The organism is Okeania sp. SIO2B3, from assembly GCF_010672525.1.
Lineage (GTDB): Bacteria > Cyanobacteriota > Cyanobacteriia > Cyanobacteriales > Microcoleaceae > Okeania.
On record NZ_JAAHGH010000083.1, the window covers coordinates 1 to 19,275 of the forward strand.

Here is a 19,275-nt window from a genome sequence, read left to right on the forward strand (position 1 = left end):
AAATTATCAAGAAGTTGTTAAATTTCAATTGCAACAACTTTAATAATCAATACTCCGGCATTGATAAATTACTAATTGTTAATAATTAATTATTTTCAATATGTAGTTACTGTCAAGCGATCGCCTACCTTTAAGTCCAACTCATTCGCACGTCCACCTTTCAATTCAATTACGCTATCCACAATCACCCCAGAATCATATATAGAACATTTATCTGTATAACAAGGAGGTGCGTTGGGGACTAACCCTTGCACAATACTATTCCGAATAAAGATAATATCCAGACTGATTAAGCAATTCTTCATCCACAGTTTTACTCTTTGAGGAGGTTTAAACTCAAACAGCATCCCGCGTTCGTCGGGTAGAGAAGGTCTGAGCATAAGCCCGATTTTCCTTGTTTTTGGGGTATTGGCGACCTCTAAGTCTATTTTGAAATCATTAATAGTAACCTCTGCTGCAACTGGTAGGTATTGAGGTTTCGTAATAGTTCTCATCTTAATGCTATATAGGTACAGACTCAAAATGCTATATAGTCCTACCGACCCTACAATCACAAATTTCCCTAAGTTGCCACACTGCATCATTTACATTAAACCTTTAATTAATAGTTATTACTATGCCTGAATACTATCCCGTATTAAAAATCCCTCCAGAAATCTTAAAATTTGCAGTAAAATGCCCCGAGAAAAACGCCCCTCAATTTCCAGAGGTGCAATCTAAAAAAAAACCTGAACCACCCGTACCGCCTCTGATAACCAAACCTCTGACACCAAATAGATACAGCCTTCTTGGAATAATAGGGTTAGCTATTGTTGCCTCCGTATCTTGGTTTTCAGATGTAGGTCATGTCACCTGGATAATTTTAACGTTAATTGCCTTCATAGCTGGCTATATTTACTACCGCGAACAAAAAAGCTATGATGCGAAAAAGGCGGAATATGATTCTATTTTGCTGGAATACACGATGCAAGTTGATATATACTCGCAGAAACTAGAGCGCTGGAAGAAGTCTCAATCCGTTGTCAAATCTAATGTACGCGATTACCAACAAAAATTAGCATCTTATCATAAGTATGTAGCAGAACGTACCCAGAAGATCAAAGTTGCCAAGGCGTTGTTTCAAAATATACAGGCTCTAAAACCTACCAAAGGTAGCAATGCAAAAAAAGGGAGGAGTGAGGATATTTTCCTCAAAGCTCTGCAGTATTTTTTCCCTCGTAAAATTATTGTGGGTTATGTAGTTGCAAAGTATTCCGAGTACCCCTACACTCCCGATTTTATATACTATCTTTCCGAATGGAATCTATATGTAGATATAGAAATAGACGAACCTTATACTTTGATAGGAAGAAAAAAAATACCCACCCACTGTACAGACGATCCCAAAGAAATTAGTCGTGATAATTTCTTTATCCAAAATAATTGGATTGTTATTCGGTTTACGGAAGAACAGATTTTGAAATATCCAGTCAGTTGCTGCAAATTTATTAGCGAGTCCGTTAGTCTCCTCACAGGCACACCCGTCCCGGAGGAGTTGCAGAAAGTAGATGATATACTCGCTGTCCCCAGGTGGAGCAGTAAAAAAGCAAAGCAATTATCTAGAAGGAAGCATCGAGGGACATATTAACATTAGTCAACCTCGCCATCACACAAGTAATGACTGCAACCTCGTATACCGCTGTTGACCTTCATTCCTCACCGCAATAGAAATCGCCTTTTTACTCCCCACCACAATTACCAACTTCTTCGCCCTAGTAATCCCAGTATAAAGTAAATTGCGATTCAACATCAAATAATGCTGCATATACAATGGCAGAATTACCACTGGATATTCACTACCCTGACTCTTGTGAATAGAAATACTCCAAGCTAAAGCAATTTCATTCAAATCTGGATAATCATAAGTAATACTACGCTCCCCAAAATTCACCACCACTTCCTGCTCTGTGGTATCAATACTATTAATTATACCCAAGTCCCCATTAAATACCTCCCGCTTATAATCATTAGTCTGTTGAATTACGCGATCGCCTTCCCGGAAAATAGTTGTGCCCCTAACCACTTCAGTTTTTTCAGGAGTTGGAGGGTTAATAAGCTCCTGTAAAACTTTATTCAAATTACGAGTTCCCAATAACCCTCGACTCATGGGACAGAGAACTTGCAAATCCTTTGTGGGAGTTAAACCAATACTCGGAATAAACTGTTCAACCAAATCACAAATCGTTTGAACGCCATGTTCGGGTTGAGTGCCACCCCCATGCCAAAGACAATCAGATTTAGGAGAATTAGAAATAGGTTCAAATTGGGGTAATTTCCCTTGATTAATTTGGTGAGCAGCAGCAACAATAGCACTTTGAGCTGCTTGGCGAAACACTTGTGTTAGTTTGACCACCGGAATTTTTCCAGAGGAAATCAAATCTTTAAGAATATTCCCCGGTCCCACACTAGGCAGTTGGTCTGCATCTCCTACTACCAATAGTTGACAATTCTCTGGCAAAGCTTTTACTAACGAATAAGCCAGAAAAATATCCAACATTGAGCTTTCATCAATAATTAGAGCATCGCATTTCAGGGGGTTATCCTCATCACGCAGAAAATCCATTGTTTTCGGGTCAAATTCTAGAAGGCGGTGCAGGGTTTGAGCTGGAAGTTTAGTTACCTCTCCCAACCTTTGAGCAGCTCTACCTGTAGGTGCTGCCAATAAGATACTTTTACCCATAGCTTTCCATAGCTCAACTATTGTTGCGGTGGTGAAAGTCTTTCCACATCCAGGGCCACCTGTCAAAATCATCATTTGAGAATAGGCAGAGGTTTCAACTGCTAGTTGTTGTTGTTGGGAAAGTTGAATTTGGCGACTTTGAGTAAAGCGTTGTATCCAATTGCGAACGCGGGGAATATCTGCCTCAACTGTTTGAATTAGGCGTTGGTGTAGCAGTTGTGCGAGGTTTTGTTCGGTATGAAAAATACTGGGTTTGTAGAGAGCAACTTCCCCATCTGCTCCATCTTTCATTAAGTCTTTGTCTGCCTGCATCTGAGTGATGACTGCCAAGATAGAAGCAGCTTCAGCCTCATGTTCATCTTTTGTTAGTAGCGTTTTAGCTTTTTCCACCAACTCACTTTCAGGCAGGAAACAGTGTCCGTCTGAAGTAGCCTCGGTAAGTGTGTGTAAAATTCCTGCTTTGTAACGAAACTTTGACTCTAGAGGGATGCCCACATTTTCAGCAATTTTGTCTGCTGTGAGAAAACCTATACCATAGATATCTTCTGCTAATTGATAAGGACGTTCCGTGACAGTGGCGATCGCTCCTTTACCATATTGTTTATAAATCTTGGTGGCGTAAACTGTTGAAACCCCGTGACCTTGGAGAAACATCATTACTTCTTTGATGGCTTTTTGTTGTTCCCAGGCGTAGGCAATTTGTTCAATTCTTTTCTTGCCAATGCCTTTAATTTCCGTGAGGCGTTCGACGTTATTTTCGATGATATCTAAGGTTTCTAGACCAAAGTGGTTGACAATACGTTTAGCAGTCACAGGTCCTACTCCTTTAATTAAACCGCTGCCGAGATATTTTTCCATTCCGGTGAGGGAGGCAGGTTTAGTTTCGGTGTAGTGGGTAACTTGCAGTTGTGGGCCATATTGGGGATGGTCGCGCCAAAAGCCTGTGATTTGGAGGGTTTGCCCTGGTTGGATGTTGGCGAAGTTGCCGATGATGGTTGTGAGGTTGTCGGTTTTGGGGAGTTTGAAGCGAGCTACTGTGTAGCCAGACTCAGAGGAGTGGAAGGTGATGCGCTCTACTATTCCTGTGAGGGTTTCTGTGGTGGGAGTGGCGGGAACGGGCATTTTTTGGTAGCATCCTAGAATCGACCTTTATATCTACATTCGTTATTATATCAAAAATCAGGACGAACTACACACATCGATGCCCGGCTTTCCCATACGGCGCGCTCATTGAAAATTACAGCGCGGGACTTCCCGCCGGGTTAGTTAAACTTCAGCGCCACAAAAATAACAATCAGTATTGACTAAATAATCTGTATCAGTTTTATACCACTTGGACTCAGGAAATTTGTAAATCCAGTCCAAACCAGCATCAATGTCCAAAAATCCACTAACCATTCCTTGAATTATCCCCACTGCCGTACTAGCACAAATACTGTTCAACCAATAAACAGCAGGAGCATCAATACCTTCCATGTAACCTGCATCTTGAGCTACTTGCTCAATTTCACGAGGCGCAGATTCTAAAGCTGCCATTTGCGGGTTTATAATATTACCGCACATCAAACACCAACCACCACCTAATGGGGGAATTGTAGTGCGACAATACATTCGGGGTACACCATTAGATTTAATATCAATATGAGTTCCCAGACACACCAAAGGTCTCATATATTTAAGTGCTAACTCTTGAGCAACTTGTCGAGAGTAATGATTATCAGTTGCCACAACAATTAAATCTGAAGCTCCTATTTCTTGAGTCGCTAATTCATTCTCAATAGTAGTGGGTATAGTTTTGACAGTAGCGTTTGTATGATAAATTTGTTGAATTAATTGCTTCACATACTCAACCTTCGGTAACTGCTGGTCCACCATCTCCCATGTGGCTCCTGGCATTCGATTGAGATTTGTAGTTTCTATACAGTCATGGTCAATTAATACCCAATTTTTGACACCTAAACGCCCCAAAACTTCTGCAAAAACTGACCCAATGCCCCCACAACCTATTAATGTGACTGTAAGTTCGTTCAGTTTTTCTTGCAATGCGTTACCAAAGATTTCTTGACGAGCAAACATAGCATCTGAAGAACCTGTTTGTTCCAGTTTCATCTCTGTCTCAGAAAAAAGTTCTTTGTTCGTCGGGAGAGTTAAATCTCCATCTACTGCTTGGGAGTAACTTAGAGTCTCGACAACTTTCTGCCCCCTGCCTCCTGCCTCCTGCCTTCTCTCAAACCATGAATGATAAAAGTCAACTTCCTCAAATGAGCTTCCGAGTTGGTTCCAGATCCGGAAGTTTGGTTTCTGTAATGACTCGTTGAAAATGCCAGAAATTAATTGTAGTTGGGAGTCAAAATTATTGGCAATAAATTGAGCATATTCTGATTCATAGCGATCGTCAACTGCTGAAAAGCAAGGTGTATCAAAACCTGGGTGGGTATGAATATGAACAATATCAAATCCATTTTCTAGATAAGTTTGAAGTAAGTACAAGTGAAATTCTTGTTTTAACACTAATCCTGTTGTAGATTGATGTTCGTAACATGACTGAGTAGGAACTACCCATGTTTTAGGAAAATACCTGAGTTGAGTTTCTGAAATTTGATGATGTTTACAGAAGAAAAACCCTATAATTTCTTCCCCTGCAGTTTGTGTATTTAACATCATCTGGCGAAACTGCTGCCACATTAACGGCGGGATGTGTAAAGATATATTTGAAGATTTTTGTATCATGTTTTTTTTGATATAGAATTCAGGAATCAGCCTAAAAATGTAGGTAGGGTTGAGTCCGCAAAACCCTACACGCGCGTTATTATTGTTTGGTCGCTCCTACGGATAAGCGACCCTAACACTTTGTTCTACCCTACCTACTGGACTCTAATCATCACTATTAATGGCGTGACGAGCAGTAACAAATAAGGTAGCAAGGTTGTGTCCGTTTTCTGGTCGTTTTTTTGGTCGCCAAGAATTAAGCCATCGTTCTCGATTAAAACCACCACCTAATCCCACACAATACCAATACCAACCTTCCTCATTTAAAAATGGTGCGCCGTAGTGACTCTGCCTGGTAAAGTGGTGGTCTCCTTCTCCTGCACTGCTCCAAGGATAGTTGAGATAGCAGCCAATAGGGGGCAAACGAGGGTAGTCTGGTGGCAATAAAAACAGTACGTCGGAATTAGTGACTTTGAACTTAGAAGAAGACAAAGGCATTCCTTTTATTAAAATGGCAGTATATTGAATTTCACTAACAGTTTTACTGCCTACAATAATGTTCTTTGCTACTTTTTCTAAAAGTTTAAGTTCGGTTTTAATTCGAGTATTTGGTCGAAAGTTGGTAGAGCCAGCATTAATTGTAATTGTCATAATTATCCTCTGCCTTTTACAATTTTGGGGACTGTCCAAACTTTTGAACCTTCTTTAAGAGCTTCATTTTCTTGCAAAGGTTTGGTTTTACCGAATCCTTCTTCTATGACATCGTCATTACCAATTTCTGGTAGTTTTGCCCGCAATTCTTCCACAGTTGCACCTTGGGGTAAATCAATTAATTTGCCATTAACAACAGCTTTCATTTATTTCTCCTATCTCCTATTTGGTAAAAATGTAAGGATTCATATCAAATCCGTTAGCATCGATGTTATTCAGCATTATTAAGACGAAGAATCTATTTAGGGGCGAATGGCCATTCGCCCTTACGCATTGTATGATGATCGATGGATTTGATATTACTCCTGAATTCTGAATTCTATCGATTAGATACTGACTTTTCTACTACAGTATTTTCAAGTTGTGCTCTCTGAAAAGATAATTGATTTATACCCATTCCTAAAAATAAAATACCTAAGATGGCTGAAGAAATTACGGTTGTTGATAATAGTCGATAATAGAGTGTTTCTAGTTTTTGAACTGATTGTTTAAGAGAGCTAATTTGTTCGTATTCTTCGAGGTTTTTCGCACTAAAAGCTGATTCTAAATTGTCAAATTGTTGAGTCAAATATTCTAATTTGAAGCGGATGTAGTTGAACCCGTTTGGTTGCCGGAAAACTAATTTTCCGTTGAGGGTTTCCATTGCTTTTTTGGAGATAGCTTGGGGTAGGGCTAGAATTTTTTTCATGTTTTGTTTCGTTTAATTTTCGTATAATTGGACGTGAATTAATCAAAAAGATTAGTGTTACCTATTCTGTGGTATTCTTGGCTTTTTTTTTGCTGTTTAAATCCATCAAAAATTCCCACTAAATCTACAATGCTACTGGCGGCAATTTTTAAGTCGTTGCCTAAAGATTGTTCGACGGATGCCACTTCGACACGCATTCCCCTGCGTCTGAGTTTTTCTGCTAGGTAAGCAAAATCAGAGTCTCCTGTCAATAAAACGACGATGTCGGGGCGAACGTCTAATGCTAGTTCCACTGCGTCCATTGCCATCACGATGTCGATATTGGTTTCGTACTCATCGCCTTTTGCTTTACCTTCTTTGGGGACTACTAAAAATCCATTGCTTTTTGCCCAATAGATGAATTTTTCTTTGGTTTTCCGTTGTTCCTGAAATCGCTCTTTGGCAGGAGGTAGGCCAACGTAAATTACCATTTCGATAAGTTCTCTTCCTTCGTTTGGGTTGGCTAAGTAGTCGCGGATTTTTTCCCAGTCTACTTTGCGGTTAAAGCTTTGTGCGCTGAGGAAAGTATTGTCGCTATCAGCGAGAATTAATACTCGTCGAGTTGTTGTCATGGTTGGTTTTGATTCATTATTTTTGTTCGTTTCTCTCAACTGTTTATATTTAAACATGGGTATGGAAAGGGGTTTTTCCTGAAGTAGGACTCCCCGCAAGCGTGGCAGCTATATCGCTTCTAAAGAGAAAAATTTAGCAAAAAAAACTTCCTCAATATCAGAGGAAGTTTCCATTAATTCCGCTCCAATCGAAGCTCCAAAGAAGAAGAGATGGAATTAAAAAAGAGTTCCACCGAGGTTTCCATTAATTCCGCTCCAATCGAAGCTCCAAAGAACTTTCAGGTATAGTGACGGGAGTACAAGGGATGTAAAAGGTTTCCATTAATTCCGCTCCAATCGAAGCTCCAAAGATCAACACTGGTATTGGTTTTAAACCTGGAGATAGTAGGACTGTTTCCATTAATTCCGCTCCAATCGAAGCTCCAAAGTTGTATGTGAGTTTAGTTACGAACCGGGTATCATACGTTTCCATTAATTCCGCTCCAATCGAAGCTCCAAAGACAAAAACCACCATCAAGGTGATTTCCTCCAACATGTTTCCATTAATTCCGCTCCAATCGAAGCTCCAAAGACCATAATATCAGAAAATGAGATTGAAGGCGACCAAGATGTTTCCATTAATTCCGCTCCAATCGAAGCTCCAAAGTTTTTCTAAAACCATGACATATCAAACTGGTTCCGTTGTTTCCATTAATTCCGCTCCAATCGAAGCTCCAAAGCGTCGGATAAGGTAAAATATGACTTGATAGAAGAAGTGTTTCCATTAATTCCGCTCCAATCGAAGCTCCAAAGGTTGCCGATGTTAAATCAAAAGTAGACAGAAGGTTTCCATTAATTCCGCTCCAATCGAAGCTCCAAAGGCTTCACACTGATCAGCCTAGGAAACCACCTAAGTGTTTCCATTAATTCCGCTCCAATCGAAGCTCCAAAGTTAGTTTCGTTGGATTTGCCTCGAAGGCAACTGCAGGAGGATGTTTCCATTAATTCCGCTCCAATCGAAGCTCCAAAGCAATCTAAACAGCAACTACAACCAAAATGGGCTAAAGTTTCCATTAATTCCGCTCCAATCGAAGCTCCAAAGGAAACTGTTCGTGTTATTTTTTCTGATTCTTCCTTTTGTTTCCATTAATTCCGCTCCAATCGAAGCTCCAAAGCTTCCATTGCTCTTTCCGCTGGTTTTTCTGTTGTTAGTTTCGTTTCCATTAATTCCGCTCCAATCGAAGCTCCAAAGACCAGAGGGTTTGGAAGTAATGCGAATTGGTGCCAGATGTTTCCATTAATTCCGCTCCAATCGAAGCTCCAAAGATTTAGTTTCTGGCAAGGTGAAAATTTTATCTGTCGTTTCCATTAATTCCGCTCCAATCGAAGCTCCAAAGTGGTCAAATTGGTGGTAAAGTCAGAATACGTCTAAAAGTTTCCATTAATTCCGCTCCAATCGAAGCTCCAAAGACAACAAGATGGAGAGAGGGGTAATTACTTTGGGTTTCCATTAATTCCGCTCCAATCGAAGCTCCAAAGTCGAAGGTGCTATTGCAACCCAAATCAATGCAGGAACGTTTCCATTAATTCCGCTCCAATCGAAGCTCCAAAGATTCAAAAAAATCTATCATTGAGGGGTTAGACCGAAAAGGGTTTCCATTAATTCCGCTCCAATCGAAGCTCCAAAGTTTTTTACAATTTATATCCTAACTCCCAGCTGAAAAATGTTTCCATTAATTCCGCTCCAATCGAAGCTCCAAAGTTTTCAAAAGGCTGAGGTTAAGGTGGAAGCACTAAGAGTTTCCATTAATTCCGCTCCAATCGAAGCTCCAAAGCACAGCCAAGATTGCTATCTTGGGTGATCATGGTATGTTGTTTCCATTAATTCCGCTCCAATCGAAGCTCCAAAGGTCAAGTATTAAAAGTTATACTTGACGACCAAATCGTTTCCATTAATTCCGCTCCAATCGAAGCTCCAAAGTTACAGAAACAATATTGTGCCAGTCCTGATTTTTGTTTCCATTAATTCCGCTCCAATCGAAGCTCCAAAGGAAATATTTTCCCCTTGGAAAAAGTTTCAATGCCAATACGGGTTTCCATTAATTCCGCTCCAATCGAAGCTCCAAAGACATATGAAAATTGGTAACTTTCTTCCTGATTTTTAAATGTTTCCATTAATTCCGCTCCAATCGAAGCTCCAAAGACAATCAGATTCACTGGTCGTTTCTTTGGCGAGCGTGGTCGTTTCCATTAATTCCGCTCCAATCGAAGCTCCAAAGCACAGCATCGTTCAATTTATAAGGGAACAGAAGTTTATAGTTTCCATTAATTCCGCTCCAATCGAAGCTCCAAAGGATCGAAGCAAGCGGGCAAGAGATGAGGGCCCTTCTAGGTGTTTCCATTAATTCCGCTCCAATCGAAGCTCCAAAGGAAACCTGCTTCATTACTGGTAACCCTTTCAATAGTTTGTTTCCATTAATTCCGCTCCAATCGAAGCTCCAAAGAAAATGTGGAGCTTGACCCTATTCAAAAGGGGCAAGATGTTTCCATTAATTCCGCTCCAATCGAAGCTCCAAAGTCAGCAAATCACAAGTAAATATATTTCACCATCGTTTCCATTAATTCCGCTCCAATCGAAGCTCCAAAGATATACCCTTGTCATTCCTTGCACTGGTACCCAAATGTTTCCATTAATTCCGCTCCAATCGAAGCTCCAAAGCAAAAACTATCACGAAAAATGGTGAACAAGAAAACGTTTCCATTAATTCCGCTCCAATCGAAGCTCCAAAGGCAGAAAAGTTGGATGGGAAGTATTATTCCCCAAACGTTTCCATTAATTCCGCTCCAATCGAAGCTCCAAAGCTCGAATCAGCAGGACATTGGAATTGAGGCTCACGTTGTTTCCATTAATTCCGCTCCAATCGAAGCTCCAAAGTCCACAATGAAATCCTCCCTGGAGGATCTGGGGTATACAGATGTTTCCATTAATTCCGCTCCAATCGAAGCTCCAAAGGAATGAGAAGTTAGCTTTTGAGATAGAGCAGCACCAGGAAGATGTTTCCATTAATTCCGCTCCAATCGAAGCTCCAAAGCCTGATGATCAAGGTCTATTCCGATGGACCAAAACAGGCGTTTCCATTAATTCCGCTCCAATCGAAGCTCCAAAGCAACCAGGTGTGCAAAAGCATGCGGCCCCAACGGATGTTTCCATTAATTCCGCTCCAATCGAAGCTCCAAAGGAGAAAAAAAATGCTACACTGATCGAATTCACTATCGAGTTTCCATTAATTCCGCTCCAATCGAAGCTCCAAAGGTTTTAGAAGTTGTTAAGAATGCTGAAAACGCAGCTCAGGTTTCCATTAATTCCGCTCCAATCGAAGCTCCAAAGGTTCCTTCGCTTCTTTTTACAATTCAGTAAAAAGAACTGTTTCCATTAATTCCGCTCCAATCGAAGCTCCAAAGACACTCACCGTTTTGAAGAATTTGATGGAACACGCTCTCGTTTCCATTAATTCCGCTCCAATCGAAGCTCCAAAGAAATGATCCCCCCGTGCCTCCAAATAGCTCTAGCGGTTTCCATTAATTCCGCTCCAATCGAAGCTCCAAAGTAAAAGTTCATAGCTTTTAATGTAGTAGTGAGCCTCGTGTTTCCATTAATTCCGCTCCAATCGAAGCTCCAAAGTGGGTCAGGTAATTCACCCAAACATAAACAGCATTAAGTTTCCATTAATTCCGCTCCAATCGAAGCTCCAAAGAGCTGGTATCCTACTCCACAAGCAGTTGCGGAACCGCTTGTTTCCATTAATTCCGCTCCAATCGAAGCTCCAAAGGCAATCACATACACACATCAGGTCCAGGAGGAGAAGATGTTTCCATTAATTCCGCTCCAATCGAAGCTCCAAAGTGAATGGCACAGATATAGCTTACGGAAACTGGTGTTTCCATTAATTCCGCTCCAATCGAAGCTCCAAAGCTCGAGATCTGGAATCAAAGGTGCATAAGTAGGATTAGTAGGTTTCCATTAATTCCGCTCCAATCGAAGCTCCAAAGGCGCACGCTAAAACCTAAGAAAATTGATGAGGCTATAGATTGTTTCCATTAATTCCGCTCCAATCGAAGCTCCAAAGGTATTCTGAGTTTGCCATGATGAAGTTAGCTGAGGTTTCCATTAATTCCGCTCCAATCGAAGCTCCAAAGGAAAAGCAAAAGATCTACTGTTTGAAATGGAACAAACGGGGGGTTTCCATTAATTCCGCTCCAATCGAAGCTCCAAAGCATCTCAGATAACTGGCCTTTTTGGGGATTCCCAAAGTTTCCATTAATTCCGCTCCAATCGAAGCTCCAAAGAGTGATATGGTTACCTTTCGTCCCCACAATAGGACAGGAAGTGTTTCCATTAATTCCGCTCCAATCGAAGCTCCAAAGCATCTCAGTTATTGATAACAATTTCTGCCCAGATGTGTTTCCATTAATTCCGCTCCAATCGAAGCTCCAAAGATACAGAATTTCAAAAGAAGGTCTGGTGAACAACCCGTTTCCATTAATTCCGCTCCAATCGAAGCTCCAAAGTTTTACAGTGCTCCTTAATGGAAAACAAGTCTTAGAGTTTCCATTAATTCCGCTCCAATCGAAGCTCCAAAGGAAGGCACATTGGAGAAATGGTCAAGTCCATGACCATGTTTCCATTAATTCCGCTCCAATCGAAGCTCCAAAGCAAATCCGGCTAACTGCTCAGATTTATCTGCGGAATGTTTCCATTAATTCCGCTCCAATCGAAGCTCCAAAGTTCTGGCATGGGGTCGATTGTGACTAATGGGAATTGCAAAGTTTCCATTAATTCCGCTCCAATCGAAGCTCCAAAGTGCTATAAGCTTTCTACTGTCCATAGTGCTAGGCCTCGCGTTTCCATTAATTCCGCTCCAATCGAAGCTCCAAAGTGGTTCTTACCGTCTCTATGGTGTTGGCTCTGAATCGCGTTTCCATTAATTCCGCTCCAATCGAAGCTCCAAAGTGTATGGGAACACTACACAATGCAAGATAATGACCACTAAAGTTTCCATTAATTCCGCTCCAATCGAAGCTCCAAAGTAAGTTTTGACAATAATAACTGCACAGCAAGAGGTACGTTTCCATTAATTCCGCTCCAATCGAAGCTCCAAAGTCAATTCCGTGAAACATTCCCTCAAGCCCTATCCTACTTGTTTCCATTAATTCCGCTCCAATCGAAGCTCCAAAGGCTCCGACGAAAACTATATATACGGCTATGAAATGTTTCCATTAATTCCGCTCCAATCGAAGCTCCAAAGAAAATTCCCGAGAAAGATGCATATAATGATATCCTTCGTTTCCATTAATTCCGCTCCAATCGAAGCTCCAAAGATGAGCGGAATCAACACTTCTAACGTAAGTGTTGAAAAGTTTCCATTAATTCCGCTCCAATCGAAGCTCCAAAGAAGGTTTGACTCTTAATGACCTAGTAGTTGAAGACTTGGTGGTGTTTCCATTAATTCCGCTCCAATCGAAGCTCCAAAGGATATTTATTAGATGGATTAAACCCAGAAGATATTAAGTTTCCATTAATTCCGCTCCAATCGAAGCTCCAAAGAAAAATCCTCTAAGTCTCTGGGTTAGACAGTTGAGTTTGTTTCCATTAATTCCGCTCCAATCGAAGCTCCAAAGTAAAGTTTTGTGTACAGCTAATGGTTTGGATATACTGTTTCCATTAATTCCGCTCCAATCGAAGCTCCAAAGTTTGAGTCTCTTGTATCCACCACTTTCAGTGCTCTGGGTAATGTTTCCATTAATTCCGCTCCAATCGAAGCTCCAAAGGTATTGGTTTCCCTTATGCTCGTCGTGCTCGTTCATTGTTTCCATTAATTCCGCTCCAATCGAAGCTCCAAAGCTAGGGGTCGTCCTAGGTGCAGCTGCGCCCTTAGGTTTCCATTAATTCCGCTCCAATCGAAGCTCCAAAGATGATGACATGAACAACAAAGCCAACTGGAACGTATACTTGTTTCCATTAATTCCGCTCCAATCGAAGCTCCAAAGTCAATAATCTGAAAAATAATGTCAAAACCAAGTGGTTTCCATTAATTCCGCTCCAATCGAAGCTCCAAAGACCTCTCATATTTTTACTCAAGACAGAGGGGCAAACTTGTTTCCATTAATTCCGCTCCAATCGAAGCTCCAAAGCTTATTAGTTTTAAGCGTTACACACTAGGTAAAAATGTTTCCATTAATTCCGCTCCAATCGAAGCTCCAAAGAAAAAAGCTAACTTGGTTAATTCACGAGCTGGCTTTATACGGTTTCCATTAATTCCGCTCCAATCGAAGCTCCAAAGGGGCGACGCATTGCCGTCTTCAAGAAATGAAGGCACTTATATTGTTTCCATTAATTCCGCTCCAATCGAAGCTCCAAAGAGTTCGGTTTTGGAACAACGACACAGCAAGGCTTTCAGACCCCCAAATATACACGCCCCTTTGATAAAAAAATCAACAAAGCAATTTTTACCAAAATGACACGCCTCAAACCCGCTCCTAGCAAAGCACATACACGGGTCAACGAAATAATCAGGGTTTCAGCGATTCTCGGAGGCGTGTATGTGGGGTGCCATGCAAAGATGAAAAACAACCTTTTATCCACTTCTTTAAAGCTAGAAATGACTAAAAAGATACTACTATTCATTTGTCGAGGTTCTTTATACCAATCCCATTACTTTTAATCTTAACTTCAGGCATACCGATTGTCAAGATCTAATTTAATATTTTTTTTCGGCCACATTTTATCCCTAAATTACATAGAAATTAGGAGGAGGTTCTGGTTTTTCACTACCGATAGTCAAAGTCATTGGCATCGCCTCAGCAAAAATCCAGTAAAAGCGAACGTTATCTTCCGTTGGCAAAACAAACTTTTTCACCTTTTGATATAACTGTCGCATCTCCTCCAAACTAATGAAACATTCAAAAACAGAATACTGCACCCGGCGGCCGTAACCCTCCAGAAAATTAGATAACTTTGTCCGCCTTTTATCATCAGGAATATCATACACAACAATTACCACATTCTTATACTCTAAATTCTCCAAAAAGGCTCATAAGCTTCCCCATGCAAAAGATAACGCTTATAACGCCGAATTTGTAATTGAATTACCTGTCGATAACACACCTGAGATTGTATGTCCGGATGAGAAATTGACTCATTCATTCTTTGTTCAAATTGTTCCAAAAATACCTTCCTTGGCCCTGGCTTCAGATAAACACCACCAGTCGTAATAACTGATTCAAAATCCTTTGGCTTTACCGCAGAAGAATTGATAAACCATAACACAAAACTATCAACAATAGGAGAACGAAATTCCTCCATTAAATCAAAAGCTAAATATGGTTTTTTTTCTTCTCCATAATGGAAATTCCCAAAATACGGCGATAAACCCTCAGCAATAATCAAACTCAAAACATTATTAAAAAGTAGAGTATAGCCAAAACTCAACAAAGAATTTACCGGATCTTGGGGTGGTTGCCGATTCCGCAAAGAAAAGCTAAAAGCCGAATTACTAATTAACTTACCCAAAGCCGGAAAATATCGAGCAGCACTAATACCTTCATAACCCCGTAAACTATCAATATTCTTAACACTATCAACAGCCAAAATATCAGTATTAATTCCAGCGATCGCTTTTGCCACATCCGGCACTTGACGCTTCCGATTTAATCTTAATAAAAGCTGTCGAGAATTCATCAACTTACCCCGAACAATAGCCTGACAAACAGGTAATTGAAACTCCACATTACCATGTTTTTTCACCTGAACCAATTCATTATCTAAATGAGTAGAATCCAAGTTCCAAACATGACCCTTATATTGACCAGAGGAAGCCAAAAATAAGACAACAATTTTTTTATCTAAACAAGTTTGAATTACGGGAGTAGTCAACTGAATATTGCCAAAAATCAAAATTCGTTCCACCTCCCTAATTGGAATTTCCACCCGATTATTATCATTATTTTTATCGGGAATCCAAATCCCAAACCGTTGATTGTCCTTATAAATAGTAGTACCAGCTTCAAGCAAATAAAGAGTAGCCATTTCTCGACTCCAAGTTATACGATTAGCAAATTTTTTAGCAAGCTTTAACTCGACATTTTCTATGGTTGTTGTTGATGAAAAAGCTGTTGGTAAAACTTCCGATTCCGTTGTTTCCGTTTCTTGTTCTTCGAGACTTTTTTTTTTACCCCCTTCTTCCAACTGACTTTCAACTTCAGTAGATGAATACTTAGGAGATTTAGCAGTATTTGACTCAACTGGAAAAATAGCATTATCAAGAAAACCATGCCCCAGAAAACGAAATCCTTCTTGAAAATTAGTCAAAAGAGTTTTATCAGGATGCAAAGTTAACTTTAGAGAATCCAAAGTTTTTTCTACATGAGAAGAAGCAGCAATAATTTCTTCTAAACTTTTAGCCAGGAGTCGGGTAGGGCAGGAGCATCGCTGCTCCCTTCCCCCCTAAGAACCGAGCTTGCAAGATTTCCAAGCACTCGGCTCAAGCAAATCACAATGTCAACCGTAATGAATTTGTTGGTGACAGAGAAGATGCACGAGTTGTAGGTTTTTGTATGTATCTTTACCCCCAATAGATTTGGGAATAATATGGTGAGTGTGTAAAATTTCTCCGTTGAATAGAGATTCTTTACATCTCGGACATACGAAGTTTTGGTTCAAGGCCAGCTTTTGTACCGAACTTTTGTAATTCTGGGATTGTCTTTTTCTTTTGTCCCTAAACCATTGTTGAACTTCTGGGCTGGGGTCATCAGGGCAGAATAATCCTGGTACTAGAACGTGACGTTTAATTTTGAACCAGGTGAATTTGAGAAGGTGGATACCACTCTGAAAATCACCAAAGACCCATCTGTCGTTTCTCTCTAGGTTAAATCTTCCGAAATATCTTTTCTTCCTCCAAGCATCGTTTTTATTTGGGTGCATCCTCTTGGCATATCTTCTGGCTCGTTTGTGCATCCAGGCATCTAAACTTTCAAAGACTTTTCTTGAGACTCCGACCTTATAATAGTTTGCCCATCCTCGGATAATGGGGTTGAGTTTAGCTACTATTGTTTTGACATCAAAAGCTTGGTGTTTTAGCCAAACCTGTTTGATTTTGAGTTTTATATCTTTGATTGCTTGTCTATTTGGCTTGATTAACAGTTTGTAGCCAGATTTTCTGCTGATATCTCTGTAATGCCTGATATTAAAACCTAGAAAGTCAAAGCCTTCGGTTATGTGAACGATTTTGGTCTTCTCTTGATTAAGTTGAAGACCTCTTTGTCCTAACCATCCTGCTAAGTGGTCAACTATTGCTTCGGCATCTTCTGAAGTTTCACACAGGCAAACAAAGTCGTCTGCGTACCTAATTACAATGCGGTTGCCAATAATTTGCCCCCGCTTGTCATATTTGATGCCTATGGACTGTTCCATTCCATGTAGGGCGATATTAGCAAGAAGTGGTGAAATCAGTGCGCCTTGAGGCGTACCAGCTTCTGTTGGGTTGAATGTGTTTTGATCGACGTATCCCGATTTTAGCCATTGATAAATGAGCCTTCGTGCGGGGAAATTACCTAATGTATTCATCAGGAACTCATGGTCGATATTATCGAAACAACCTTTGATGTCGGCATCTACTACCCATTTTTTCTTCCCGTTTGGACGGATACCACAGAAGATTTTTTCTATAGCATCGTGGGTGCTTCTGCCTGGTCTAAAACCGTAACTGCTTCTTTCAAATTGTGCTTCCCAACATGGTTCTAATGCGTTTTTGACTATTGCCTGTAGGCAACGGTCGATTAGAGATGGGATTCCTAAAGGACGTTTTTTGCCGTTAGATTTTGGGATGTATACCCTTTTAGCTGGTAGTGGTTTCCAAGGAATGAACTGACTAAGTGAGTCCACCAGTTGTCCTCTTCCTTTGGGATTGAGTACTACCAATCCGTCAATACCTGAAGTTTTCTTGCCCTGGTTCAGTTGCGTACACCTCCTAACTGCCAGGAGTATATTGCTGTATGACTTCATTAGAAGCCGTTGCAAATTTCGGACTGTTTTCCAATCTTCATTTTTAGTTGCCTTGAAAATTCGCTGTCTCAAGTTCTTAACAATGCGGTTGGTTTTCTGCCAATCGACAGAGTGCCAGTCCGTTTTGTTCTGCTTAATTACGTTTACGACAGTTGTCATATCTAACTTTTCTTAAGAGTTCAGAGTTTTTACTTTGAATTTCAAGAGATTCACCAATCTTCCGTCAGCACTCTTTCAAGTTGGTTATTCCAGGTTTTGTTCCTGACCTATCCGTCGAGTTATGCCCGATACTTGGGCTTTCCTCTAGGGTTTCCCCCTGACGGCTTTCGCTTCTGAAGATTTCCTACACCCGCTAGGGAGTTGATAGTTATCTTGCGATTTCCCTACTTTGAACGTGGGAAGTAGTTCAAAGACCCTATCGGGGTTATCCTGTTTCACACGGTATGGAGATACGATTAACTTAGGACTTTATCTTTACTCCGAGGCTAGGTGTCCTCGAATAAGGCTTCTGGTGACCTTATTCCTGTTGCCTATCTCCCGTATCAGTCATTTTCGGGGTTTAGATGTCACGAAGCATGAGATAAATTCACTGTTCGTTGTCCTTATTAATCTTGCCCTTGCCTACCTTTTGAGTTTGTGACTACCTACTCGGTTTCGGCTTTCCCTCTCGCTGTGCGACATTCCAATTACTCAAAACGCCGTGAGTGGGTGGACACAGGCTGTTGGACACTTGCCTGGGGAGGTTTTAGGAGTCTCCCACTCTACCGTGCGCCTTTCAGGTCGCACCGAGAAAATCATCAGCATAACGCACCAATTTCCAGTCAGTATCAGAGAAACTTTTATCAAATTCATCTAAATAAATATTAGCCAACAGAGGAGAAACTACAGCCCCTTGAGGGATACCTTTCTCAGCTTTAACAATTCTTTCCTTAGTTAAAATCCCAACAGAAATCCAAGATTTAATCAAACATAAAATCCCCGGATGTTCCACATATTTTCGCACTGCTCTTAATAATATTTGGTGGTTAATATTATCAAAAAACTTAGTAATATCGGCATCTAAAACAAACCGATAACCTTTATCTCGCCACCGAATTACCTCATTAACAGCATCTAAATAAGAAAGATTAGGACGATAGGCAAAACTAACAGCAGAAAAATGTTTTTCTACCACAGGATTAAGCACATTTAAAAGGGCGTGTTGAACAGTTCTATCCCTAACAGTAGGAATTCTTAATTCTCGAAAATTACCATGATTTTTAGCAATTAAAATCTGCTTACAAGGAAGAGGTTGATATCTATTATTAGCCACATCATCCTTAAGTTGAGAAATATTAGCCCGTAAACTTTGCTGAAAATCATCAATAGTCTCATCATCAACACCGGGACTACCTTGTTTGGCAGCAACCTTAGCAAAAGCTTGAATAAAATTGTCTAAAGAGAGGAATTTATCGACTAAATTAGTCGAGTCTAATTCCGAGTTATTGTTTAAATTAGGAAAAATCTTTCGGAAAACCATCGTATTTTCAGTTATCAGTTAACAGTTATCAGTTATCAGTTGTTAGTTAGCAGTTGACAGTTGACAGTCCGTTCTGACTTCTGCCTTCCATAACATTATTGCATTGGTATGGAAATGGGGTTTTCCTGTTATCAGGACTTACGCCAAACATGAAACTATACACCATTAGGTTCTGCGTAAGTCCTGTATAGTTATTTTTTATTTTCCTTTAAAAAGTATAGGAAAAAGCCTCTTCCATCAACCTTTATAGTGAATAATATAAGAGTGTCAAACTAACTC

At 40.4% G+C, this 19,275-nt stretch carries 12 protein-coding genes and 1 CRISPR repeat array; of the genes, 1 reads left to right on the forward strand and 11 read right to left on the reverse strand.

Annotated elements, in window-relative coordinates:
* Positions 1-95 precede the first annotated feature (95 nt).
* Positions 96-584 (reverse strand): DUF192 domain-containing protein, encoded by a 489-nt coding sequence (locus tag F6K15_RS29520; RefSeq protein ID WP_363268964.1) that lies wholly within the window; start codon positions 582-584, stop codon positions 96-98.
* 32 nt (positions 585-616) lie between these two features.
* Here F6K15_RS29520 and F6K15_RS29525 point away from each other — a divergent pair, with 32 nt between their 5' ends.
* Entirely contained in the window at positions 617-1,627 is a 1,011-nt protein-coding gene (locus tag F6K15_RS29525; RefSeq protein ID WP_293068093.1) for a hypothetical protein, read from the forward strand.
* An 18-nt stretch (positions 1,628-1,645) separates the two neighbouring features.
* On the opposite strand, the gene F6K15_RS29530 is transcribed toward F6K15_RS29525, so the two are convergent.
* From F6K15_RS29530 to F6K15_RS29575, 10 genes are all read right to left on the reverse strand, one after another.
* The gene (locus tag F6K15_RS29530; RefSeq protein WP_293068096.1) at positions 1,646-3,841 is read right to left on the reverse strand and encodes an ATP-dependent RecD-like DNA helicase; all 2,196 of its coding nucleotides are present in this window, start codon (positions 3,839-3,841) and stop codon (positions 1,646-1,648) included.
* Positions 3,842-3,985: 144 nt separating this feature from the next.
* Complete coding sequence (locus tag F6K15_RS29535) at positions 3,986-5,449, reverse strand: ThiF family adenylyltransferase (RefSeq protein ID WP_293068099.1); 1,464 nt, start codon at positions 5,447-5,449, stop codon at positions 3,986-3,988.
* Between the two features lie 144 nt (positions 5,450-5,593).
* Complete coding sequence (locus tag F6K15_RS29540) at positions 5,594-6,079, reverse strand: hypothetical protein (protein ID WP_293068102.1); 486 nt, start codon at positions 6,077-6,079, stop codon at positions 5,594-5,596.
* Positions 6,080-6,081: 2 nt separating this feature from the next.
* Positions 6,082-6,285, reverse strand: a complete 204-nt coding sequence (locus F6K15_RS29545) for a hypothetical protein (protein WP_293068105.1) — start codon at positions 6,283-6,285, stop codon at positions 6,082-6,084.
* Between the two features lie 173 nt (positions 6,286-6,458).
* A complete protein-coding gene (locus tag F6K15_RS29550) occupies positions 6,459-6,827 on the reverse strand; it encodes a hypothetical protein (protein WP_293068108.1) in 369 nt (122 codons plus the stop codon).
* 38 nt (positions 6,828-6,865) lie between these two features.
* The gene (locus tag F6K15_RS29555) at positions 6,866-7,438 is read right to left on the reverse strand and encodes an NYN domain-containing protein (protein WP_293068111.1); all 573 of its coding nucleotides are present in this window, start codon (positions 7,436-7,438) and stop codon (positions 6,866-6,868) included.
* Positions 7,439-7,604: 166 nt separating this feature from the next.
* Positions 7,605-13,837: a CRISPR direct-repeat array (repeat unit 36 nt; unit sequence GTTTCCATTAATTCCGCTCCAATCGAAGCTCCAAAG).
* A gap of 368 nt (positions 13,838-14,205) precedes the next feature.
* Positions 14,206-14,478 (reverse strand): CRISPR-associated endonuclease Cas2, encoded by a 273-nt coding sequence (cas2, locus tag F6K15_RS29560; RefSeq protein ID WP_293068114.1) that lies wholly within the window; start codon positions 14,476-14,478, stop codon positions 14,206-14,208.
* 11 nt (positions 14,479-14,489) lie between these two features.
* Positions 14,490-15,827 carry a CRISPR-associated endonuclease Cas1 gene (gene cas1 / locus F6K15_RS29565; RefSeq protein ID WP_293068117.1) on the reverse strand — a complete coding sequence of 446 codons (1,338 nt, stop codon included), beginning with the start codon at positions 15,825-15,827 and terminating at the stop codon, positions 14,490-14,492.
* 147 nt (positions 15,828-15,974) lie between these two features.
* The gene (gene ltrA / locus F6K15_RS29570; protein ID WP_293068120.1) at positions 15,975-17,636 is read right to left on the reverse strand and encodes a group II intron reverse transcriptase/maturase; all 1,662 of its coding nucleotides are present in this window, start codon (positions 17,634-17,636) and stop codon (positions 15,975-15,977) included.
* A 616-nt stretch (positions 17,637-18,252) separates the two neighbouring features.
* Positions 18,253-18,996, reverse strand: coding sequence for a reverse transcriptase domain-containing protein (locus F6K15_RS29575; RefSeq protein ID WP_293068122.1), 744 nt, complete (start codon positions 18,994-18,996; stop codon positions 18,253-18,255).
* Positions 18,997-19,275: the final 279 nt, after the last annotated feature.